Annotated in this window: 21 protein-coding genes and 2 pseudogenes; 7 read left to right on the top strand and 16 right to left on the bottom strand. The window is 48.4% G+C overall.

Annotation, left to right across the window (positions count from 1 at the left end; translation table 11 throughout):
• Window positions 1-339 precede the first annotated feature (339 nt).
• From KNP91_RS02655 to KNP91_RS02640, 4 genes are all read right to left on the bottom strand, one after another.
• The gene (locus KNP91_RS02655) at window positions 340-2,349 is read right to left on the bottom strand and encodes a catalase (RefSeq protein ID WP_214765060.1); all 2,010 of its coding nucleotides are present in this window, start codon (window positions 2,347-2,349) and stop codon (window positions 340-342) included.
• Window positions 2,350-2,425: 76 nt separating this feature from the next.
• The gene (locus KNP91_RS02650; RefSeq protein WP_028106573.1) at window positions 2,426-2,614 is read right to left on the bottom strand and encodes a hypothetical protein; all 189 of its coding nucleotides are present in this window, start codon (window positions 2,612-2,614) and stop codon (window positions 2,426-2,428) included.
• Between the two features lie 13 nt (window positions 2,615-2,627).
• On the bottom strand, window positions 2,628-3,503 hold the full coding sequence (locus tag KNP91_RS02645; protein WP_214765062.1) for an SDR family oxidoreductase: 876 nt from the start codon (window positions 3,501-3,503) through the stop codon (window positions 2,628-2,630).
• 149 nt (window positions 3,504-3,652) lie between these two features.
• Window positions 3,653-4,114, bottom strand: coding sequence for an NUDIX hydrolase (locus KNP91_RS02640; RefSeq protein ID WP_251135840.1), 462 nt, complete (start codon window positions 4,112-4,114; stop codon window positions 3,653-3,655).
• Between the two features lie 334 nt (window positions 4,115-4,448).
• Between KNP91_RS02640 and KNP91_RS02635 the strand changes: the two genes are divergently transcribed.
• The 3 genes from KNP91_RS02635 to KNP91_RS02625 all read left to right on the top strand — a co-directional run bounded on the left by KNP91_RS02635 (window position 4,449) and on the right by KNP91_RS02625 (window position 7,636).
• On the top strand, window positions 4,449-5,183 hold the full coding sequence (locus KNP91_RS02635) for a peptidoglycan DD-metalloendopeptidase family protein (protein ID WP_214848461.1): 735 nt from the start codon (window positions 4,449-4,451) through the stop codon (window positions 5,181-5,183).
• Window positions 5,184-5,570: 387 nt separating this feature from the next.
• Window positions 5,571-6,500, top strand: a complete 930-nt coding sequence (locus tag KNP91_RS02630) for a peptidoglycan DD-metalloendopeptidase family protein (protein WP_214765066.1) — start codon at window positions 5,571-5,573, stop codon at window positions 6,498-6,500.
• 197 nt (window positions 6,501-6,697) lie between these two features.
• The gene (locus KNP91_RS02625; RefSeq protein ID WP_214765068.1) at window positions 6,698-7,636 is read left to right on the top strand and encodes a cation diffusion facilitator family transporter; all 939 of its coding nucleotides are present in this window, start codon (window positions 6,698-6,700) and stop codon (window positions 7,634-7,636) included.
• An 83-nt stretch (window positions 7,637-7,719) separates the two neighbouring features.
• Here KNP91_RS02625 and KNP91_RS02620 read toward each other — a convergent pair whose 3' ends face one another.
• Window positions 7,720-8,829: a glycerol dehydrogenase gene (locus KNP91_RS02620; protein WP_214765070.1), complete on the bottom strand. Its 1,110-nt coding sequence runs from the start codon at window positions 8,827-8,829 to the stop codon at window positions 7,720-7,722.
• A gap of 138 nt (window positions 8,830-8,967) precedes the next feature.
• Window positions 8,968-10,308 carry a branched-chain amino acid transport system II carrier protein gene (brnQ, locus tag KNP91_RS02615; RefSeq protein ID WP_214765072.1) on the bottom strand — a complete coding sequence of 447 codons (1,341 nt, stop codon included), beginning with the start codon at window positions 10,306-10,308 and terminating at the stop codon, window positions 8,968-8,970.
• Between the two features lie 295 nt (window positions 10,309-10,603).
• Between brnQ and KNP91_RS02610 the strand changes: the two genes are divergently transcribed.
• The gene (locus KNP91_RS02610) at window positions 10,604-11,548 is read left to right on the top strand and encodes a DUF2268 domain-containing putative Zn-dependent protease (RefSeq protein WP_214848460.1); all 945 of its coding nucleotides are present in this window, start codon (window positions 10,604-10,606) and stop codon (window positions 11,546-11,548) included.
• 93 nt (window positions 11,549-11,641) lie between these two features.
• On the opposite strand, the gene KNP91_RS02605 is transcribed toward KNP91_RS02610, so the two are convergent.
• From KNP91_RS02605 to KNP91_RS15890, 9 genes and pseudogenes are all read right to left on the bottom strand, one after another.
• Complete coding sequence (locus KNP91_RS02605) at window positions 11,642-12,460, bottom strand: MetQ/NlpA family ABC transporter substrate-binding protein (RefSeq protein WP_012370078.1); 819 nt, start codon at window positions 12,458-12,460, stop codon at window positions 11,642-11,644.
• 19 nt (window positions 12,461-12,479) lie between these two features.
• On the bottom strand, window positions 12,480-13,142 hold the full coding sequence (locus KNP91_RS02600; protein ID WP_214765076.1) for a methionine ABC transporter permease: 663 nt from the start codon (window positions 13,140-13,142) through the stop codon (window positions 12,480-12,482).
• Complete coding sequence (locus KNP91_RS02595; protein WP_214765083.1) at window positions 13,135-13,881, bottom strand: methionine ABC transporter ATP-binding protein; 747 nt, start codon at window positions 13,879-13,881, stop codon at window positions 13,135-13,137. The genes KNP91_RS02600 and KNP91_RS02595 overlap by 8 nt, the downstream gene beginning before the upstream one ends.
• A 160-nt stretch (window positions 13,882-14,041) precedes the next feature.
• Entirely contained in the window at window positions 14,042-15,232 is a 1,191-nt protein-coding gene (locus tag KNP91_RS02590; RefSeq protein ID WP_214848459.1) for an acetyl-CoA C-acetyltransferase, read from the bottom strand.
• 13 nt (window positions 15,233-15,245) lie between these two features.
• Window positions 15,246-16,022 (bottom strand): 3-hydroxybutyrate dehydrogenase, encoded by a 777-nt coding sequence (locus KNP91_RS02585; RefSeq protein WP_214765087.1) that lies wholly within the window; start codon window positions 16,020-16,022, stop codon window positions 15,246-15,248.
• 5 nt (window positions 16,023-16,027) lie between these two features.
• On the bottom strand, window positions 16,028-16,690 hold the full coding sequence (locus KNP91_RS02580) for a 3-oxoacid CoA-transferase subunit B (protein ID WP_214765089.1): 663 nt from the start codon (window positions 16,688-16,690) through the stop codon (window positions 16,028-16,030).
• A 12-nt stretch (window positions 16,691-16,702) separates the two neighbouring features.
• The gene (locus KNP91_RS02575; RefSeq protein WP_214848458.1) at window positions 16,703-17,404 is read right to left on the bottom strand and encodes a CoA transferase subunit A; all 702 of its coding nucleotides are present in this window, start codon (window positions 17,402-17,404) and stop codon (window positions 16,703-16,705) included.
• A 34-nt stretch (window positions 17,405-17,438) separates the two neighbouring features.
• Window positions 17,439-18,146, bottom strand: a pseudogene (locus KNP91_RS15895) (GntP family permease); the annotation flags it as partial.
• Between the two features lie 86 nt (window positions 18,147-18,232).
• Window positions 18,233-18,878, bottom strand: a pseudogene (locus KNP91_RS15890) (GntP family permease); the annotation flags it as partial.
• Window positions 18,879-19,131: 253 nt separating this feature from the next.
• Between KNP91_RS15890 and KNP91_RS02565 the strand changes: the two are divergent.
• Genes KNP91_RS02565 through KNP91_RS02555 form a run of 3 tightly spaced genes read left to right on the top strand, consistent with a single transcriptional unit; the run spans window position 19,132 to window position 20,903 of the window.
• Window positions 19,132-20,253, top strand: a complete 1,122-nt coding sequence (locus tag KNP91_RS02565; RefSeq protein ID WP_214848457.1) for a GGDEF domain-containing protein — start codon at window positions 19,132-19,134, stop codon at window positions 20,251-20,253.
• Window positions 20,254-20,309: 56 nt separating this feature from the next.
• Window positions 20,310-20,486 carry a hypothetical protein gene (locus KNP91_RS02560; protein WP_165871658.1) on the top strand — a complete coding sequence of 59 codons (177 nt, stop codon included), beginning with the start codon at window positions 20,310-20,312 and terminating at the stop codon, window positions 20,484-20,486.
• Between the two features lie 12 nt (window positions 20,487-20,498).
• Window positions 20,499-20,903, top strand: a complete 405-nt coding sequence (locus KNP91_RS02555) for a DUF350 domain-containing protein (RefSeq protein WP_214848454.1) — start codon at window positions 20,499-20,501, stop codon at window positions 20,901-20,903.
• A 41-nt stretch (window positions 20,904-20,944) separates the two neighbouring features.
• Here KNP91_RS02555 and KNP91_RS02550 read toward each other — a convergent pair whose 3' ends face one another.
• Window positions 20,945-21,202 (bottom strand): hypothetical protein, encoded by a 258-nt coding sequence (locus tag KNP91_RS02550; protein WP_114596135.1) that lies wholly within the window; start codon window positions 21,200-21,202, stop codon window positions 20,945-20,947.
• Between the last annotated feature and the right edge of the window lie 8 nt (window positions 21,203-21,210).

The following is a 21,210-nucleotide window of genomic DNA, read 5'->3' as shown; positions in this document are numbered from 1 at the left end:
ACATTCACCCGGTTTTCCCACATCTATGTTTGCATTCAGTGTTGAATTACGGTCAATCATTTCGCGCCCGCGACTTTGTCCGGCGATTTTAAGAAACTTTTGACTATTTATATCCGGTCCCGGACACACAAAGTACATCACCTGCCCAATCGAGTTTCTTCACTTCGTATTCTTTTTTGATACAGTATTAATTTGGATGGTTTCCGCTTTCGTGACGACTTCTCCAAGCGGTAGTTGTGTCACTTGAATCATCTTAATAAGTTGAGCGGACACTTTTTCCGGTCATATTACGACGAAAAAACACCTTCCTGTTTAGATAAGGAAGGTGTCACAAGATTTTTATTGACGATCCCAAAAACGAGCTTGGGCAATTCCCTTGATGAAGTGCCCGACATGATCCGAGTCGTCTTCAACAATTTCAAAAACACCGGGTTGGTCGCGTTTAACACGGCATTTTTCAAGTGCTTGTTTGTCATGCACATGAAGTGCAAGGGGTTTGTAATGTTTATAAGTGTTTTCAATAAATTCAAGGACCGTATCCTCAATTTCAGATGCCGTGCTGACTAAAAAGGCAGCATCAAACAAACTGGAATCCACCGTATCATACGTTTCCTTGATTTTTAAACTCCCGATGGTCTGAGCGCGCTTCGCGACGAGACTGTAATTGATACCTTGGCTGGCGAATTGTTCCACCCAGGATGTGACTTGATTCGCTTCAATGTCTCCGGCAAGCAATATAGCGACACTCCGGGTATCGGGTTTCCGGATCGTGTCTGCCATACTCAGAGCCTCGGAACGACGATCGGACTGGACACCGAGATCCTCCGTCGGTGGTTCAATGCCAATGTTCGCTGCCACAACCGTCGCCAACTTATGATCGATACGGTTCAACAAATCGACGGCATTGACTTTCACGAGATCGGCTTCACACTTACCGAGTTCAAAACTGCATGCTTCTTGAATATGCTGTTTTTCCACTTCAGTCATACTGTTATAAAAAAGTTTCGCTTGCGAATAAAAATCAAGGAAACTCTCACTCCGTCCCCGGACTTTATGTCCATCGACCTTTTCCTGATAATGTTCAAAGCCGCCCTGTTCAACCGGTACCGGCGCAGGCTGATTATCGTTAAGAGCATTTTTATGATAACTTGTCTGTCCCCGGTCGATGTTCATCTGATGCATGCCGTCCCGTTGGTTATTGTGGAACGGACAAACCGGTTTGTTGATCGGGATTTGATGGAAGTTTGGTCCGCCAAGACGCGAAAGCTGCGTGTCGGTATAGGAAAACAAACGGCCTTGCAGAAGCGGATCATTTGAAAAATCAATTCCCGGTACGATGTGTCCAGGATGGAATGCCACTTGTTCAGTTTCGGCAAAAAAATTATCGACGTTGCGATTAAGTGTCATCTTTCCGACAAGGCGAACCGGAATGTCTTCTTCCGGCCATAACTTCGTAGGATCCAGGATATCAAAATCAAACTTGAATTCATCCTCTTCTGCAATCAGCTGTAAACCGAGTTCCCATTCCGGGAAGTCCCCTTTATTGATTGCCTCGTACAAATCAACCCGGTGGAAATCCCCGTTTTTCCCGAGTGCTTTTTGTGCTTCGTCCCAAACGAGCGAATGTACACCCAATTTCGGTTTCCAGTGAAACTTTACGAAATGGGCTTTTCCCTCAGCATTGACGAGACGGAATGTATGCACCCCAAATCCTTCCATCATCCGCAAGCTGCGCGGAATGCCACGGTCACTCATCGCCCACATCACCATGTGTGCTGTTTCGTGATTTTGCCCGACAAAATCCCAAAATGTATCGTGGGCACTCGCGCCTTGTGGGACTTCTGTATGCGGTTCCGGTTTGACCGCGTGGACGAGGTCGGGAAATTTAATGGCATCCTGGATGAAGAAAACCGGGATATTATTCCCTACAAGATCATAGTTTCCTTCATCCGTATAAAATTTCGTTGCAAAACCACGGACATCGCGAACCGTATCACCGGACCCACGTGATCCTTGGACCGTAGAGAAACGAACAAAAACAGGTGTTGTTTTTGAAGGATCCTTTAAAAAGTCGGCTTTCGTCAGTTCATTAAGCGATTCATATACCTGAAATTCGCCGTGGGCACCGACACCCCGTGCATGGACGATCCGTTCCGGGATGCGTTCATGATCAAAATGCGTCATCTTTTCTCTGAAATGGAAGTCTTCCATCAAGGTCGGTCCCCGTAATCCCGCTTTCAGCGAAAATTCGTCCTCCGCAATTTTCAACCCTTGGTTTGTCGTCAACCCCGCCTTTTTCGTATGATCAATTTGATGCGCCTTCAACTGTTCTTCTTTTTTGTTTCCCATATCTGTACCTCCCCGTAAGTACTGAACCGTTCCACGCTACCTTGTCTCAAATGCCAGCCAACGTGTTCCGTTTGGTTTAATAAGGCGTCGGATCCTCTTGCGGTGTATCCGGAATTTCCGTTGGTTCCGGGAACGTGTCCGGCTCCGGTTGACGGATCGGATCTTCCTGCGGCGTCTCCGGAATTTCTGACGGAGGTGTCGTCGGAATTTCGTCCGGTTGTTGATTCGGTTCGTGTTCTGGAACTTCATTCGGATTTTTCTTCATGATTATTTCCTCCTTATGATGTGATGAAATCGCCGCCGTTGATATGAATCGTCTGACCGGTGACGTAACTTGAGTCGCGTGACGCCAGATAAACGTATGCCGGTGCGTTTTCAGACGGTTGTCCGCGTCGTTTCATCGGTGTGTCTTCCCCGTGTGCTTCGACTTTTTCTTTTGAGAACGTCGCTGGGATGAGCGGCGTCCAAATCGGTCCGGGTGCGACCGCGTTGACACGGATTCCTTTTTCAATCAGGTTTGATGCCAGCGAACGGGTCAACGTCGTGATCGCCCCTTTGGTCGCCGAGTAATCGATTAGTGATGGTGCCCCGCGATACGCCGTGACGGACGATGTATTGATGATTGAATCTTCCTTGTTCAAATGCGGTAACGCAGCCTGCGTCAGATAGAACATCGAAAAGAGATTCGTTTCGAACGTCTCTTTTAACTGATCTGGTGTAATCGCCAAGAAATCGTCTTGTGGGAACTGTTTTCCGGCATTGTTGACCAGGATATTCAATTGACCAAATTCTTGAATAACCTGATCAATGATCGGTTGGGCATTCTCCGGTTGACTGACATCTTTCGCAAATGCCAACGCTTTGACACCGTACCCTTCAATCAGCTGTTTTGTTTTTTCCGCATCCTGTCCTTCATTCAAGTAAACGATGGCGACATTTGCGCCCTCTTTGGCATAAGCAATCGCGACGGCACGCCCAATGCCGCTGTCTCCGCCCGTTATCAACGCCACTTTGCCTTTCAACTTACCTGATCCGACGTATTCCGGGTCGTCGTACACCGGTTCAGGATGCATTTCCGCTTCGATTCCCGGTTGCTGATCCTGTGTTTGTCCCCGTGCTTGTTGATGCATCTGCTCCAATTCTTCTTCGCGCATATGACCCAACCCCTTTTCACTATTTAATGACTACCTTCATTAACATTCCCTTGCCATATATCAATAAACGTCTAACGAAAAAAAAACGATAAAAATTATCGTTTTTTTTAGTTCGTTTCTTCTATATGAGGAGAAGAAACGTAACACAGTCATTCTTCATTTGAAAATAATGGCGACCATTCACCAGACTGAATCATTTTCATCAATTTTTCAGGATACAGCTTCACTGTCTCTAATTGTTCGATTGGAACATATCGATAAATCAATTCTTCGCCTTCCACTCCGAAAAATTCTTCGGTCGTGACCGCCATATCACCCAAAATAGTTACTTCATAATAAAAGCCGACTTCATGAAAAGATACGTCTTCATATGTAAAAAAGTTTTCATGAACGGATAAAAAGCGTGTGACCTCGGCCTTTAATCCGAGTTCTTCTTTGATTTCCCGGACGATAGCCGCCTCCCCGTTCTCCATCAATTGAATCCTTCCGCCCGGCAATGCCCAAAACTCATCCCGGACATTCCGATGAATCAACAGATGTCCGTCTTTGATAATGACTGCCGCTGCCCGGTGGTTAAAGCGTTGTTGCCCTACTGTAAACTTGATATCCATCTTCATCTTCTCCTCCAATTCGCTATCGACCCATACTTTATCACATTTTCACATATTCCGGATTATGTCATAAAACTCATACCCTGTAATAAAATTTTCCCTGGTATGACGGTATTTCAGAATCATTCCTATCGATATATTACAATACATATTAATTACCTATATTTAAGCAATCAAACTGAAATATTATTTTCAAAACACTCGATGCTATACTCGGTTTATCAAATTCACTACTTCGACGCAGTATTCATATACAGCCTACAACTTATAGACAGATGCGATCTGTCACAACTCATCGACCGTCAATTGTTTTCACATCAGGAGGAACTACTACATGAAACGTATTTTAACAACCGTCACGATGAGCGCACTCGTCGTTTCAGGATTTGCTAGCACGGGTACAGGTAAGGTCGAGGCTGCAAGCTCTTCTTCTTACAAAGTCAAAGTCATGGCCGATGGATTACGTGTCCGGACCGGTCCTTCCACAAAATATAAAATCGTCGGCGGTGTCAATGCCGGAAAAACTTTTAAATACTATGGTAAAAAAGGCAAGTGGACAAAAATTTCGTACGGCGGTAAAAAACGGTACGTCTATTCCAGTTATGTAAAACGATACAGCATCGGGAAAAAGGCAACAGCCAAAAAAGCTTCCCACTCGACAGGTTTCCTCCGTCCGACAAGCGGACGCATTTCTCAAGGATACGGAAAAGCGAGCGGCCGCTACGGATATACGTTCCATAACGGCATCGACATCGCAGCAGCCACAGGGAAAACGGTCCGTGCGACTGCTTCCGGCAGAGTCATTAAATCAGGCTATCAAGGCGCCTACGGCAACTATGTCATGATGAAACATAAAGTGAACGGTTCAACCTACACAAGTGTTTATGCTCATCTCAGCAAACGTTCCGTCTACACCGGTCAATCAGTCGCAAAAGGCTCAAAAATCGGAAATGTCGGCAGCACCGGAAACTCAACCGGTTCACACCTTCACTTCGAACTGCACCGCGGCGGTTACATTTACAGCGGAACTTCAGCCGTCAACACGATCAATCCGCTCAACGTCTTATAATCATTTCGGACAGCCGTTTTCGGTTGTCCGTTTTTTTAAACCTTTTTGAAAATAAGTCCTCTGAAATAAATTCATTCTAATTATTGGAAAATTCATCATAACATACTGATTGTTCTGATTTCCTGACACTTTTTAAAAATCGTTGTCTAATCAATAAAAATCTGACTTTTACAGAAAAATCAATAAGAATTAAAATTCCTAAATTAAGGTAAAATAGATTTTCTGTTCTCTATAATATAAAATATCGAAACATTATAGAAATAATATTGTAATATTTAAACATTTTTACTAATGGTACACTCATCTAAGAAATCATAGAACAACCTTACATATTGCTCCACCCACATACGGATTCAGTCCGACAGATTCAAAGGAGGATTTACTGATTTGAAAAAATTACTTACTACGCTGACGGTATCCGCTATCGCCGTCGCCGGTTTCTCGACATATGCCGTACCAAAAGCAGATGCGGCAACGTTTTATAAGGTCAAAGTCATGAACGACGGATTACGGGCACGGACCGGTCCTGCTACAACATACGGGATCATCACCGGTCTTGATAAAGGCGATACATACAAATACTTAGGCCGGACCGGAAATTGGACAAAAATTATGTACGGATCACGTAAAGTCTACGTCTCTTCTACATATGTCAAAAAGTACTCTGTCACGACATCATATAAAATCAAAATCATGGTCGATAATCTCCGCGTCAGAAGCAGTTCGTCCACAAGCAGTTCTCAGGTCGGGATCGTCAACAGCGGACAAACCTTCCGTTACCTCGGTCGGACGGGAGACTGGATTAAATTCTTATATAATGGCAACAAACGATTTGTCCATGCCGATTATGTTAAAAAATATACGGTCACGAGCTTAACCAATTCGGGTGGGGCAACCAAAGCCTCAAACGATTTCATCACGCCGACCAGTGGACCGATCACGCAAGGATATGGTCAAGCAAGCGGTGTCTACGGCTATACGTTCCATAACGGAATCGATTACGGTGCCCCGAAAGGCACACCGGTTTATGCAACGGCAGCCGGGAAAGTCATCACTTCTCAATTAAAAGGTGCGTACGGCAATTATGTCATGGTCAAGCATTCGATTGACGGCGCTTCCTTCACGAGTCTCTATGCCCACATGAACAGCCGATCGGTCTCAGTCGGACAATCGGTCTCAAAAGGACAGCTTCTCGGTACGGTCGGTCAAACAGGAAATGCGTTCGGAACGCATCTTCATTTTGAACTGCATCGCGGAACATACGTCTACAGTGCGACATCGGCGGCAAGCAGCGTCAATCCCTTGAACTACTTATAACGATTTGATCACTCCCTCATTTCTTATGAAGTGAGGGGGTGTTTGTCTCTACAGATATTCCATACATCGATTTAAGGCTCGGGCAGTTGCGTTTCAATCTCTTCCATCCGTGGGAAATGAACCATACGTCGATTGACCACAGACGTTTTGTATTTTATAATTCAAACAGACATTTGAATGTAACAGGAGGGACCGTTATGGCACATGACCATGATCACCATCATCATCATCATCACACGGATAATAAAAAAGTTTTACTTCTGTCATTCGTTATCATCACGCTGTTTATGATCGTCGAGGTGATTGGCGGATTTTGGACGAACAGTCTCGCTTTGTTATCGGACGCCGGACATATGCTGAGTGACTCGATTTCACTTGCGATTGCGCTCGCTGCCTTTCACTTCTCAAACCAGAAACCGGATGCGAATAAGACGTTCGGCTCAAAGCGGTTCGAAATTCTCGCGGCGATCTTTAACGGTGTTGCCCTGATCGGCATTTCGCTTTATATCTTTGTCGAAGCCGTCCAGCGGTTTGTTGATCCTCCGGCTGTCGCAACGACCGGGATGTTAATCATCAGTACACTCGGGCTTCTTGTGAACTTACTCGTTGCCTGGATCATGACGCGCGGCGGCGGACATGAAGACAATCTGAACATGCGCGGTGCGTACCTGCATGTCTTAAGTGACATGCTCGGATCCATCGGCGCCATCATTGCCGCCCTGTTGATCCTGTTCTTCGGCTGGGGAATTGCGGATCCGCTCGCCAGTATCATCGTCGCAATTCTCGTTCTGCGCAGCGGCTATTACGTGACGAAGGCCGCGGTCCATGTCCTGATGGAAGGCACACCGAGCGATGTCGATATCGAACAGGTCGTCTCGACCATTCAGACGAATGAAGCAATTCTCGGTCTGCACGATCTTCACATTTGGTCGATTACGAGCGGTTACAATGCGTTATCCTGCCACGTCGTCGTGAAAGACGACATGACGGTCCGTGAATCGGAGTCGATCCGGGAACAACTGGACCATGACTTAAAACATGTCGGTATCACCCATGCCACGATTCAGGTCGAGACCGCTCAGCACGAGCATGAGAATCAGCTGTACTGTCATGGGGAACAGAAGCATGTGCATTAACAAGAACCGTTCTTAAACCAAAAAGGCGATTTCCCTTCAATCGGGAGAATCGCCTTTTTGCTTATCATTCGTGCCACGTTTCGTCAGTTCTTTACTTTCGCCTGATAGGCTTTTGAATAACGGTCGGCGGCAATGATGGCATCCGCCACTTCATCCGCCGTCACATCAAAGCCGCTGTGAATCGTCTCACCTTCTGCAGTCGCTGCCTCACCGACTTTTAAGATATCTTCACGTGAAGCATCTTTCAGTTTGACGTCTTCCAGCGTGACCGGCAGTCCGAGATCCATATAGAATGCAATGTACCGTTCGATTTCTTCCTGCGGGTGTTCTTCGAGCGCTAACTGGACGAGCGTCCCGAACGCGACCTTTTCCCCGTGCGTCAAATGGTGGATGTCTCCGTCAAGTGCTGTGAATCCGTTATGAATGGCGTGCGCTGCTGCCAGTCCTCCACTTTCAAAACCAAGACCGCTCAGCAACGTATTGGCTTCGACGACGGCTTCAAGGGCCGGTGTGACGACCTTTGCCTGGACTGATTCATACGCAAGTCGTCCGTGTTCAAAAAGGACTTCCTCACAGCGTTTCGCAATCGCTTCTGCCGCAATCGTCGGCCGTCCTCCGGCCATCGTCGTTCCACCGAAGGCAATGACACTCCGGACTTCGACCCATGTCGCCAGTGCATCGGCAATCCCCGAGGCAAAGAACCGCGCCGGTGCTTCCGAGATCAATTTTGTATCGACCAAAACAAGATCCGGATTTTTGTTATAAAAACGGTAACTCTCAAAGATTCCCTCATCCGAATAGATGACGGACAGTGCACTTGTCGGCGCATCGGTCGAAGCGATCGTCGGTACGATGACGACCGGCAGATGGAACTCGTCCGAAACGGCTTTTGCCGTATCAAGCGTCTTCCCGCCCCCGACCCCCATGACGAATTTCACGCCGGCATCCTTGGCTTGTGCGGCAATCCGTTCGACCTCATGTTTTGAGGCTTCACCGCTGAAATCTGCTTTTTCAATTTTGATTCCTTCTGCTGAAAATGAAGCATGGACACGTTCCTCGACGATTTTCCAAACGACATCATCGGCGATCACTAGGGCCACGTCTCCAATCGGACTCACATATGTACCGAGCCGATCAATGACATTTTTCCCTTGGACATACTTCGCCGGACTAATGAAAACACGTTCTGACATGTTCAACATCCTTTCTTTCTTCAACGACAGTCTCAACAATGGCTTACATTTTAAGCCATTCCTTTTCGGTCTGTTCGTTAAACGCAAAAAACCGTTTCGATTCGAAATCGAAACGGCTTCTTTCCAGACCAACTGAATTTAAGCAACCCGTGACTGTTCCGTCCGGTATGCTTTTTTCCGACCGAACAATCCGCCGAGGACAGCCCCGATAATCGCCGGAACGACCCAACCGAGTCCGACGGAAAAGAACGGCAACACGTTTTCAAAGACACGCAAGACCGGTTCGACCGGTGCTTTCGCCACCTTCAGTCCGTCAAACAGACTGACGGCAAAGGTCATCCACATCGCCCCTTGATAGACAGCCGGTTTTCCTTTAAAGACGTTATGTAAGAACGTCAGGAAAATCAGACAGATCGCTAACGGATACAGTGTCAACAGAACCGGTTTGGAGATTGCGATCAACTGTGTCAGTCCGATATTGGCGACAAGTGCACTGAAGATCGACAGACCAATCGTCCATTTGACATACGAAATCCGCGGCAACAACAGTGAGAAGAACGACGCACAGGCGGTAATCAGTCCGACACTCGTCGTCAGACACGCGACCGTGATCATCAATCCAAGTAAAATCGAACCGTATGAGCCGAAGTAATAATCGGACACCGCCGACAGAATTTCCGCTCCGTTCGTCAATGGACCGATTTTTGAGATGCTCGATGCGCCCATGAAGGCAAGCGCTGAATACGTGACGGCCAGTAAACTTGCTGCAATCAAAGCGGCTTTCGAACAAATGACGAGCAATTGTTTTTTCGACGTGACCCCTTGGTCTTTAATCGCCGAAATGATGATGATTCCGAACACAAACGCTCCGAGGGCATCAAGCGTCAAATAGCCTTCCTGGAAGCCGTTAAAAAAGGCATTGTGCTGATATGTCGTCAAAGGATTCTGAAAACTTCCGATCGGTTTAATCACGGCAACGAGAATCAATAAGCCGATAAACGTGATCTTAATCGGTGTCAGGATTTTGCCGACGACATCGACGATTTTTGTCGGATTCAATGATAACAGACACGCGACCGTATAAAACAGAATCGAAAAAATCAGTAATGGTGTCGACGATGCCCCTTCTCCGAAGAAAGGTTTGATACCAATCTCGTACGAAACGGTTCCGGCACGCGGAATCGCAAAAAACGGACCGATTGCCAAGTACAAGATGATCGCAAAGACAAGACCAAAGATCGGATGGACCCGTGACGCCATCGCCCGTAAGTCCGGTTCACCGGAATAAGCAAATGCCAAGATGGCAAGCAACGGCAACCCGACGCCTGTGACCAGGAATCCGGCGTTGGCAATCCAGACGTTCTCACCTGCCATTTGTCCGAGCATCGGTGGAAAAATCAAATTTCCGGCCCCGAAAAACAAGGCAAACAGCATCATACCGATGACGACGATAAAGGATGTTGGAACTGTTTTAGACATAAGAAACCTCCACTATTAAATTACGACCTGATTCGTTGACTCGAGCAAAATCAGGTACTTCGTCCGAAAGGATAACATAGGTTTGTGACCTCATGCTAGGAGTTTATCTGGTGAATATTCTGAAAATTTAGCTGAAAACGTTCTCGTATCCTTCAATAGCGAAATATTGCCATTTTGGGGTTGTTCTTTTGTAATCGGTAACATAAGTTCATCTGACTAGGAGGAAATCATGAAACTTTTACCAATTACTTTACGTATGGATAATTATGGTTTTTTAGACAAAGGAGGAACCTGGATGAAACGACTTTTACTTGCCGCTACCTTGACCAGTCTGCTTGCAGGCTGTACCGATGCGCCGGAAGCTGAAAAGGCCGAACCGCAGAAATTGACCTTCAAACAAGATCATCAGACGATTCAAATCATTCCGCTGTACGATGCCTATCAGTCGTATGTCGATGCGACATTAAAAGAGCCGACCGAGAATGGGGCCCTGTTCGAGAAACATGTGTTGGCTACGAAACACAAATGGATCGAAAAAGAAAAACTGACAGATACATATACAGACCGGCGGATTTTAGATATCCCGACCGACAATGCAGAAGAGCTGAACAAAACGATTGTCTACTTGAAAAAACATCAGGATGCCATTCAGCAACAGATTAAAAAAAGTCTTCAGACTTCGATTGATGCATTGCCTCGAACCGATAAGCTGACGGTCTTTGTCGCACCTTACAATGTCCATAATCCGGCCGAGATAAAGCGCCATGGCGGAGTCACCGGTTTTGCCTCAGGAACTGATATGTTCACGCTCTACCTGGCTAAAGGTTTTTCAACAGATACACTTGCCAATGCTGTCGCCCATGAGTACCACCATACCGTTGCTTTTAAAAGCAACACGCACGACTCGATGTTCAATGGCATCATGTTAGAAGGTGAAGCCGACATGTTTGCTGCACAGGTTTATCCAAAAGGGAAATCGGAAGCGACAGAACCGTTACTCGATCATACGCTCGAAAATCTGTTGACACAGATCAACAACTATAACGTCGATGCATACGATTTACGATACGGCAACTATGACAAAGACATCCCGCCACTTGCCCAATATACGCTCGGCTATATGATCATGACGGACTTCCTTCAGAAAAATCCGGATCTTCCCGTCGCCAAATGGACCGAGATGCCGACAACTGATATTTTGGAGAAAACCGGTTATGCGAAGAAGTTGACCATCCGTTAAACAACATTCCAATAAACTGATGACAAAAACCACGGATCGCGTGTGTCTAAAGCAGACAGGCGAGCCGTGGTTTTGATTTTTTCATCTGAACACTCATTTAAAGGCCGGAATCGCCGTTTCGTCATAATTGTCTTCGAGGAATTTTTTGACTTTCGGACTTGTCATTGCTTTCGCAAGCTTCTGAATCGCTTCTGAATCCTGATTGTCCTTCCGGGCAACAAGCGTGATCGCAAAGTCATTTTCGACGCCTTCCGTGACAAGGGCATCTTTCTTCGGAGTCAGACCGAGCGGTGAAGCATAGGCCGGCGTCATGATGACCGCATCCGCATCATCATAAAGGCGGGCGAGCATCAGCAAATCCACTTCCTTAAATTTAAAGTCGCGTTTGTTTTCTGTGATGTCTTTCATCGTGTAGTACGGACCGGTTTTCTTTTTCAACTTGATCGCATCATGCTGTGCGAGCAGAGCGAGCGACCGGTCGATGTTCGAGACGTCATTTGCGACGGCAATGACAGCGCCTTTTGGCAACTGGTCCATCTTTTTGTAGTCTTTTGAGTACAGACCATAGTTTGCGAAGTAAATCGGCTTGATTGGTACCAGATTGGCTTTGTTGTTGCGGTTGAACTCTTCCATGTACGGTACGTGCTGGAAGAAGTTCGCATCAACTTCCTTCGCTGCGAGGGCACTGTTCGGTTGCACGTTGTCACTGAGAACAACGACTTCCAGGTTAATGCCTTCTTTTTTCAGTTCCGGTTTAACGAGGTCGAGAATTTCCGTCATCGGTTTGATCAGTGACGCGACTTTTAATGTCTCGGTTTTTGACGCCGATTCCTGTTCGTCTTTTTTCTCGGCGTTGCCGCATCCGGCTAACGCCAATACAACAACACTGAGTACTGCCATGATTTTTTTCATCTTGAATTCCTACTTTCAGTTAACGTTTATCGAGCAAGCGTGCTGCGGTCGTCCCGGCAAACTGAATCAGTTGCACCAGGATGACCATAATCAAAATCATATAGAGCATTAATTCCGTCTGAAATTGTTGGTAGCCGTACCGGACGGCAAAGTCACCGATGCCTCCGCCCCCGACAACCCCCATGATCGTCGAATAGGAAATGAAGCTGACGATTGACGTCGTCAGACCCAGCACAAGGCCGGACCGGGCTTCAACGAATAAAAACTTCAGGACGACTTCGCGTGTCGAAGCTCCCATCGAGACGGCCGCCTCGATGACACCTTTCGGCACTTCAAGCAACGACTGTTCGACGAGCCGTGAATAATGGGCGATTGCAATGACCGCAAGCGGGACGGTCGCTGCTGCTGTTCCGATCGCCGTCCCGATGATGAGCCGTGTAAACGGAATCAGGAAGACGACGAGCAATAAAAACGGAAACGACCGGATTGTATTGACAAATAAATTCAGAATCGAAAAGACGAACTGGTTCGACAGCAACTGTCCTTTACGTGACAGATAAAGCCAGGTCCCGAGCGGTAAACCGAGAAGAAGAGCCGCGAGAATCGAGATTCCGACCATCACGAACGTTTGTCCGATCGCCAGTCTGATTTCCGCCGCATATTCGAGCACGATGTCAGGCATGTGGATCCCTCCGCTCTGTCAATTGGGTCAGGAACCAACCGGCATCACTTGTAATTTCCGTGATTCCCGCCGGCTCGGTCGCAATCGTCGTTTCAATCTGCCCGTCTGCCATGATCGTGACCCGGTTGCAGATGCTCTGAATCACGTTCATCTCATGGCTGACGAGGACGATCGTCACGCCGAGCGTCTGATTGATATTCTGCAGGACACGTAAGATTTCTGACGTCGTACTCGGATCAAGTGAAGACGTCGGCTCATCACACAGCAAAACGCGCGGGCGGTTCGCAAGCGCCCGGGCAATCGCAACACGCTGCTTTTGTCCTCCGCTCAGTTCGGACGGATACTTTCGGGCAAAGGACTCCAGTCCGACAAATCGGAGACACTCCTCAATCCGGTTTGTCCGCTCGCGCTTTTTGACACCGGACAGTTCAAGCGAAACGGCGATGTTTTGTTCGACCGTCTTGTTTCCGACGAGATTAAAGTCCTGAAAAATCATGCCGATATTTTGACGGGTCTGCCGCAGCTGTCGGTTCGACAGATTCGTTAAATCCATCCCGTCAAATTCGATTCGACCGGTATCCGGTCGTTCGAGCAGATTCATCAGCCGGAGTAACGTCGATTTCCCGGCACCGCTCGCACCGATGATGCCATGAATCTCGCCCTGTTCAATCGAGAGGGCGACGGACTGGATGACCGGTTGTCCGGAAAAAGCTTTACTGACATTCTGTAATGAAATCATCTGACACCCTCCCTTACAACGTGTTTCATTTTACCGCAAGCTGTCTCTTTTTGTCATGTCGTTTGCTTCTTTTCTTTCCCGCGTCATTTTATTAATTAAGTAAACCATTTTAACAACAAAAATCTGAACCGAAGTCCAGATTTTGATGAAGCGATTTTAATTACTCTTCGTACTTCTTGACGATCGTCGCAATTCCTTGACCGCCGCCGATGCAGAGTGTCGCCAGACCATGGCTTTCGCCGGTCCGCAACATCTCATGAATCAGGGTAACCATGATCCGTGTTCCGCTCGCGCCGATCGGGTGACCGAGGGCAATTGCTCCGCCGTTACGGTTTAGCTTCGCCGGATCAAACCGGAGTTCCGCATCCACGGCAAGTGATTGCGCCGCAAACGCTTCGTTCGCCTCGATGACGTCGATGGCGTCCAGTTCAAGACCGGCTTTATGCAACGCCTGGCTGACCGCTTTGACGGGACCGATCCCCATGATGCTCGGATCGACACCGGACGTACCGTTCGCAACGATCTCGACGAGTGGTGTCAGCCCGAGTTCTTTTGCCTTTCGCGCCGACATGACGACGACTGCTGCCGCTCCGTCATTGATGCCGGATGCATTACCGGCTGTCACTGTACCGCCTTTTTTGAAGGCCGGACGCAAGCGGGCAAGTGATTCCGCTGTCGTTCCGGCACGCGGGAACTCATCTTCCACAAACATAATTGGATCGCCTTTACGCTGCGGAATTTCGACCGGTGTGATTTCCGTCTGGAACCGGTTTGCTTCGATGGCCTGTCCGGCTTTTTGTTGACTGGCTGCTGCAAACTGATCCTGTGCTTCGCGGGAAATCGTGTACTGCTCGGCCAGGTTTTCTGCCGTAATGCCCATATGATAATCGTTAAAAGCACACTCTAAACCGTCTTTGATGATCGTATCGACCAACGGCTGGTCTCCCATCCGTAAGCCGGTCCGGGCACCGCTTAACACGTACGGTGCCTGACTCATGTTTTCCATCCCGCCGGCGACGATGATGTCGGCCTCACCGGATTTGATCGCTTGGAAAGCAAGATGAATTGCCTTCAGCCCGGAACCGCAGACTTTGTTGATCGTCATGGCCGGAACCGTTTCCGGCAGTCCGGCGAGGAGACTTGACTGACGGGCCGGGTTTTGTCCGAGTCCTGCCTGCAGGACATTACCCATAATGACTTCCTCGACGAGATCTGGTGCCACATTTGCTTGTTCAAGTGCTGCCCGGATAACCGTTGCTCCAAGCTTCGTTGCCGGAACGTCCTTTAGACTGCCGTTAAAACTGCCGATTGCCGTTCGTGTCGCACTGACGATGACGACTTGCTCACTCATGCTGATTTCCCCCTTATTGAATCGTATAACCGCCGTCTAAGACGTTGGCCTGACCCGTAATCCCTTTTGCTTTACGGCTCGCAAGGAATAGCGCATAATCCGCGATTTCCTCGACTTCAAGCAACCGTTTTTGCGGAACGAGCGGATAGATGACATCTTCGAGGACTTTTTCCAGTTCGACCTGGCGCGTCTTCGAAAGATCCGCCATCTGATTGCGGACGAGAGGTGTATCGACGTAACCCGGGCATAACGCGTTGACGGTGATGCCGTGTTCGGCCCCTTCGAGTGCCGCGACTTTCGTCAGACCGAGCAGACCGTGTTTGGCCGAGTTATAGGCCGCTTTTCCGGCAAAGCCGATCAAGCCGTTAATCGATGCCATGTTGATGATCCGGCCGTATCCTTGCTCCTTCATGAGTGGAAACGCATGTTTAATCGCCATGAACGGAGCCGTCAGCATGATTTTAATCATCAGTTCGAACTTCTCTGTCGGGAAGTCTTCGATTGGTGAGACGTGCTGTAAACCGGCATTGTTGATCAGGACATCAAGTCGACCGTACCGCTTGATCGTCTCGGCAAAAACCGACTGAACCTGTGCTTCATCCGTCACGTTCAGCGTCAGTCCGATGACATCATGTCCCGCTTCCTGTAACGACTTCGCTGCTGTTTCAGCTGCTTCCGTGTTGACGTCCGTAATGACGACCTTTGCTCCTGCCTCTGCGAAGGCTTTTGAGATTTCCAGTCCGATCCCGCTTCCTGCTCCCGTCACGAGGACGATATCTCCGTTGACCATCTGACTCACTCCCCTATGCTGATGCGTTCAAGTTCCGGACTGACGGTAAAGGCTGCTTCCGTCACGTTGCGGATGTCTTCGACGGTCAATCCGTCTAATGTCTCAATCAAGACCATCCCGGTTTCCGTGAAATCAAAGACGGCTTTGTCCGTGATCAACCGGTTGACGACTTGACTGCCGGTTAATGGTAACGTACAACGTGTCTTAACCTTTGACTCGCCGTATTTATTGACGTGTTCCATGATGATGACGACCCGTTTCGCGCCGTTGACGAGATCCATTGCCCCGCCCATTCCCTTGACCATCTTGCCGGGAATCATCCAGTTTGCGAGGTCCCCGTTTTCGGCGACTTCCATTCCGCCAAGAATCGCGAGATCAATGTGACCGCCGCGGATCATCGCAAACGATTCGGCACTGTCGAAATAGGACGCGCCTTTTTGTGCCGTAACCGTCTCTTTGCCGGCATTGATTTCGTCGGCGTCGACTTCATGTTCGAGCGGATACGGTCCAATCCCGAGCAACCCGTTTTCCGATTGCAGCATGACATGCCGATCATCCGGAATCGCATTGGCAATCAGTGTCGGAATCCCGATTCCGAGATTGACGTACATGCCGTCCTCGATTTCCTGCAGCGCGCGGTTGATAATGATTTCTCTTGACGTTACCATAGTGTCTCCCCCTTATGCTTCCCGGACTGTCCGGCGTTCGATGCGTTTTTCGTAGTCCGTCCCGACGATGATGCGCTGGACGTAAACGGCCGGTGTATGGATCTCGTTCGGATCGAGTTCACCTACTTCGACCAGTTCCTCGACTTCGACAATCGTCACTTTCCCGGCTGTCGCGACAAGCGGATTAAAGTTCCGTGATGTCTTCCGGAAGACGAGATTACCGAGCTTGTCCGCTTTCCAGGCTTTGACGAGCGCAAAGTCTCCGATGATTCCTTCTTCGAGCAGATAGGTTTTCCCGTCGAACTCTTTTTGTTCCTTGCCTTCCGCGATCGGTGTTCCGACACCGGTCGGCGTGTAAAAGCCGGGGATTCCCGCTCCACCGGCCCGGATTCGTTCGGCCAGTGTCCCCTGCGGTACGAGATCGACTTCAATCTCACCGCTTAAGTACTGTTGCTCAAACGTCTTGTTTTCTCCGACGTACGACGAGACCATTTTTTTAATCTGGCGTGATTGCAATAAGATACCGAGCCCGAAGTCATCGACACCACAGTTGTTGCTGACGACCGTTAAATCCTTGACCCCTTGTTCCTGCAGAGCCGCAATCGATTTTTCCGGAATCCCGCATAAACCGAATCCGCCGACGACGAGTGTCGCCCCGTCAAAAATATCAGCTGTCGCTTCTGTAAATGAATCGTAGATTTTCCCCTGTTGCATCGTTCATTTCCCCCTTTTTTTTAAACCCACTCACTTAATACAGACCTGTCAAATTGTACAGTCCGATCATCAGGAAGACCGTCACTGTCTTTAAAACCGTAATCATAAAGATGTCACGGTACGACTGACGGTGCGTCAAGCCGGTGACGGCAAGCAACGTGATGACGGCTCCGTTATGCGGTAACGTATCCATGCCGCCGGACGCCATCGAGATGACCCGGTGCATGACTTCCGGTGGGACGCCGCCAGACGTAATCGCTTGTGTATATTTATCCGACATCGCACTGAGCGCGATGCCCATTCCGCCGGACGCAGAACCGGTCACCCCGGCAAGGGCCGTCGTCGTGACCGCGCCGTTGACGAGCGGATCGGTGAACGTCGATGAAATCCCGTTCGAGACCGTCTTGAAGCCCGGTAAGGCGGCGATGACGCCGCCGAATCCGTACTCGGCACCCGTATTCATGACGGCGAGTAAGGCACCGCCGATGCTGAGGTTCAGTCCGGCCTGGAAATTCGTCCGGACTTTTTTGAAGTCATACAGCATCGCGGAAATGATTCCGATGATCAAGGCCATTTGGACGGACCAGATGGCAAGGACGGCCGGCGTCTCGATTTTCCCGAACGCTTCGAGACCAATTGCTGCGAAATCAAATCCTTCCGGATACCATGCCGGAATTGCGAGCGTAAAGTATTTGTTCATGACAGCGACTAAAATCAACGGCACAAAGGCCAGGACTTGGCGGTAAACCGGTTGTTGTGCCGTCTCGAGCGTCAGTTCCGGTTCATTTTTCAATTCCATCTGCGGCGCACTGCTCGCTGCCGTCGCTTCAAAGCCGGCGTAGCCTTCCCCTTCTTGATGGGCTTTCCGTTTACGGGATTCAAGATAGAACATCCCGACCGTCAGGATGATCAAGCCGCCGATTGATCCCATGATTGGTGCCGCATAGATATCTGTTTTAAAGAATGTCGTCGGAATGACGTTCTGGATTTGCGGTGTCCCCGGCAAGGCGTCCATCGTAAACGTAAATGCACCGAGGGCAATCGTTCCCGGAATCAATCGTTTTGGGATATTCGCTTCGCGGAACAGGTTTGCTGCGAACGGATAGACGGCGAAGACGACGACGAACAGGCTGACACCGCTGTACGTCAAGATCGCGCCGAGCAACACGATGGCGAGAATCGCCCGTTTCGCTCCGATCATCCGAATGATCGACTTCGCGATCGATTCAGCGATTCCTGACATTTCGACGACTTTCCCGAAAATGGCTCCGAGTAAGAAGACTGGGAAGTAGGCTTTAATGAAGCCGACCATTTTTTCCATGAAGATGTTCGAGAAGAACGGTAAGACCCAATCCGGGTTCGTCAGTAAGACGGCGAACAAAGCACAGATCGGAGCAAATAAGATGACTGAAAAACCACGGTACGCTACGAACATTAATAAAGATAAGGCAAGAAGAATGATAATCAGTTCCATGGTGAATCCCCTTTAAATTTTAGTAAGCGCTTTCAATTGCTTCTTCATCATTTAACAATTGAATACATGAATGGTCAATCAAAAACCTTAAACCTATAAGTACAGCTTATAGGTTCTATAACTTCACATTATAGACACATTTTCTTTTTGATGTCTTTTTCGGAAATCTTTTCGGCAGATGAAGGACTATTTGATGTCAATAGCGTATTCTAACGGTAGAATGATTTGTTATACGAAAGCAAGGTGCCTGAATTTGAAAACCATTCTTTATGATCTTCTCCATAACCTGACTTTATTGATGAGCGGTTTTTATCTCCTTGGAAAACTGTCACCTCATCCGATTACCGTCGACTCCAAACGCTCGGTCCGCATTTTGTACGGAATCAGTTTGAGTCTTTTATCCTGGATGCTGATGCAACTGACGATTGAGCCCGTTCCCGGTGTTTTAGTCGATCTGCGGCACATTCCTGTCATCGTTGCCGCTTATTTTGCCGGTCCGTTACCGACGGCGATCGTGACGATCGTCATCATCCTCTACCGCTTCAGCATCAGCCTGAACAGTTCAGCTTATGCCGCGGCACTGTTCATCACCTTGATTGCTGTCGGGACGTCGCTGCTCGTCAAGTGGTTGCCGATCTATTCCAAGCGAACCTTTACGCTTGTCACGGTGTACGCGACTGTCCTGCACGGGATCGTCTTGATATATGTCTTAGCTGATTCTAAACTCATCATGGACATACTTAGCGTCGTCCTCCCTGCTTCATTCATCAGCAGTTGGCTTGCGCTCGTCATCACTCGTGATATCCGCTTGACAAAGCAGTCGATGCGAACATGGCAACAAACGGCGCAACGTGATTTTTTGACCGGCTTACATAATTTCCGTGCTTTTACGGACCATTTTGACGATTTAAAGCAACAAACGATTTTACAGCAACATGAAGTGGCCTTGATAACGGTTGATATCGATCACTTCAAACATGTTAATGATACGTTCGGTCATGAAGCCGGCGACGAGGTCCTGCGTCAATTCGCCTCCCGTTTGCGGGACGGAGTGACGGATGCCGGGTTCATCTCCCGCAATGGCGGCGAGGAGTTTTCCGTTCTCGTCGAACAGTTGACGGATGTAAAAGTTCTGGCGTTGGCGGAACAGTTGCGGGAACGGATTGCGACGTCTCCGTTTCAATTGTCGAATGGGACGCAACTGCCGTTGACAGCTTCGTTCGGAGTCGCACATTTCCCGAAATCAACATCACAGATTCAGCAACTTGTGACGGATGCGGACGTCGCACTTTATCATTCCAAACAAAATGGGCGCAACCGGGTGACACTTTTTACACGTGAACTCGAAGTCGCTGTGACTCATCCTGTCGATTAGGGATGGACGAATCCGGAAAAATCGGCTACGTTTGATGATGAGGAAGGTGATTCATCATGAAATTAACAAAAGGACCTTACATTATCATCGGTCTGCTGCTCGGACTGCTCTTCGGCTTCATCGGAGATAATTTTTACCTGTATGTCTCCGCCGGGATTTTAGTCGGAGCGATGCTCGAAGGGTACGTTGCCTGGCAACAACGAAAAGAACGAAACAAATCCAATCATTCCTAAGGAGGAATTAAGATGGGCTTCAGTGAACTGTTCGTCTCAACACTTGCGTATATCGGAGTGGCTACACTTTTACTTGCCATCGGCGTCGTCCTGTTTGAAGTGACGACCAAATCAAAAGAGATGGAGCTGATCCGTCAAGGAAAAAAAGCAGCCGTTTATGCATTCGGCGGACGCATCCTTGGTCTTGCGATCGTCCTCTACTCCAGTATCACGAACTCAATCAGCATCCTCGATATGGTCTTATGGGGTGCACTCGCCATCGTCTTCCAAATCGTCCTGTTCTATTTGGCAGACTTGATCATCCCGCGAATCAGTATGACAAAAGAAATCGATGCCAATAATGAAGCTGTCGGTTTATTATTACTGTTTCTGTCGATTTCGATTGGTCTGATCATCGCCGGATCTCTTACATACTAAAAAAAAGCGCCAACAATCCGCTCTTGGATTGTCGGCGCTTTTCATTTTTCCAAATCTTCCAGTTCTTTTCGCGAACGCGGATAACCGTTCGCCTGCCACTCCGCCCGGTAAATCGAATCGAGTTTTGTCAATCCGACTTCATCCGGATCTTTATCGGCATCTGGACTTGAGTCCTGATCCAAGTGCGTCAAATACTCTTTTAACGGATCCGAAGTTCGTTTGTCCTTGTTTTTCAACAAGAGAAGACCGGCTCCAGCCAGCATACTTGCTCCGAACACATACCGTTTTCGTAACCGCATCGCTTTCC

The sequence above is a fragment of the Exiguobacterium sp. s138 genome, assembly GCF_018618775.1.
Lineage (GTDB): Bacteria > Bacillota > Bacilli > Exiguobacteriales > Exiguobacteriaceae > Exiguobacterium_A > Exiguobacterium_A artemiae.
The sequence above is the reverse complement of the archived record's forward strand: the minus strand, read 5'-3'. Positions and strand labels throughout refer to the sequence as shown.

What these genes read in the sequence shown, in the direction of transcription:
- KNP91_RS02655 (WP_214765060.1), bottom strand. Translation starts at nt 2,349, where the DNA reads ATGGGAAACAAAAAAGAAGAACAGTTGAAGGCGCATCAAATTGATCAT.
- KNP91_RS02650 (WP_028106573.1), bottom strand. Translation starts at nt 2,614, where the DNA reads ATGAAGAAAAATCCGAATGAAGTTCCAGAACACGAACCGAATCAACAA.
- KNP91_RS02645 (WP_214765062.1), bottom strand. Translation starts at nt 3,503, where the DNA reads ATGCGCGAAGAAGAATTGGAGCAGATGCATCAACAAGCACGGGGACAA.
- KNP91_RS02640 (WP_251135840.1), bottom strand. Translation starts at nt 4,114, where the DNA reads ATGGATATCAAGTTTACAGTAGGGCAACAACGCTTTAACCACCGGGCA.
- KNP91_RS02635 (WP_214848461.1), top strand. Translation starts at nt 4,449, where the DNA reads ATGAAACGTATTTTAACAACCGTCACGATGAGCGCACTCGTCGTTTCA.
- KNP91_RS02625 (WP_214765068.1), top strand. Translation starts at nt 6,698, where the DNA reads ATGGCACATGACCATGATCACCATCATCATCATCATCACACGGATAAT.
- KNP91_RS02620 (WP_214765070.1), bottom strand. Translation starts at nt 8,829, where the DNA reads ATGTCAGAACGTGTTTTCATTAGTCCGGCGAAGTATGTCCAAGGGAAA.
- brnQ (WP_214765072.1), bottom strand. Translation starts at nt 10,308, where the DNA reads ATGTCTAAAACAGTTCCAACATCCTTTATCGTCGTCATCGGTATGATG.
- KNP91_RS02610 (WP_214848460.1), top strand. Translation starts at nt 10,604, where the DNA reads ATGAAACGACTTTTACTTGCCGCTACCTTGACCAGTCTGCTTGCAGGC.
- KNP91_RS02605 (WP_012370078.1), bottom strand. Translation starts at nt 12,460, where the DNA reads ATGAAAAAAATCATGGCAGTACTCAGTGTTGTTGTATTGGCGTTAGCC.
- KNP91_RS02600 (WP_214765076.1), bottom strand. Translation starts at nt 13,142, where the DNA reads ATGCCTGACATCGTGCTCGAATATGCGGCGGAAATCAGACTGGCGATC.
- KNP91_RS02595 (WP_214765083.1), bottom strand. Translation starts at nt 13,881, where the DNA reads ATGATTTCATTACAGAATGTCAGTAAAGCTTTTTCCGGACAACCGGTC.
- KNP91_RS02590 (WP_214848459.1), bottom strand. Translation starts at nt 15,232, where the DNA reads ATGAGTGAGCAAGTCGTCATCGTCAGTGCGACACGAACGGCAATCGGC.
- KNP91_RS02585 (WP_214765087.1), bottom strand. Translation starts at nt 16,022, where the DNA reads ATGGTCAACGGAGATATCGTCCTCGTGACGGGAGCAGGAAGCGGGATC.
- KNP91_RS02580 (WP_214765089.1), bottom strand. Translation starts at nt 16,690, where the DNA reads ATGGTAACGTCAAGAGAAATCATTATCAACCGCGCGCTGCAGGAAATC.
- KNP91_RS02575 (WP_214848458.1), bottom strand. Translation starts at nt 17,404, where the DNA reads ATGCAACAGGGGAAAATCTACGATTCATTTACAGAAGCGACAGCTGAT.
- KNP91_RS02560 (WP_165871658.1), top strand. Translation starts at nt 20,310, where the DNA reads ATGAAATTAACAAAAGGACCTTACATTATCATCGGTCTGCTGCTCGGA.
- KNP91_RS02555 (WP_214848454.1), top strand. Translation starts at nt 20,499, where the DNA reads ATGGGCTTCAGTGAACTGTTCGTCTCAACACTTGCGTATATCGGAGTG.
- KNP91_RS02550 (WP_114596135.1), bottom strand. Translation starts at nt 21,202, where the DNA reads ATGCGGTTACGAAAACGGTATGTGTTCGGAGCAAGTATGCTGGCTGGA.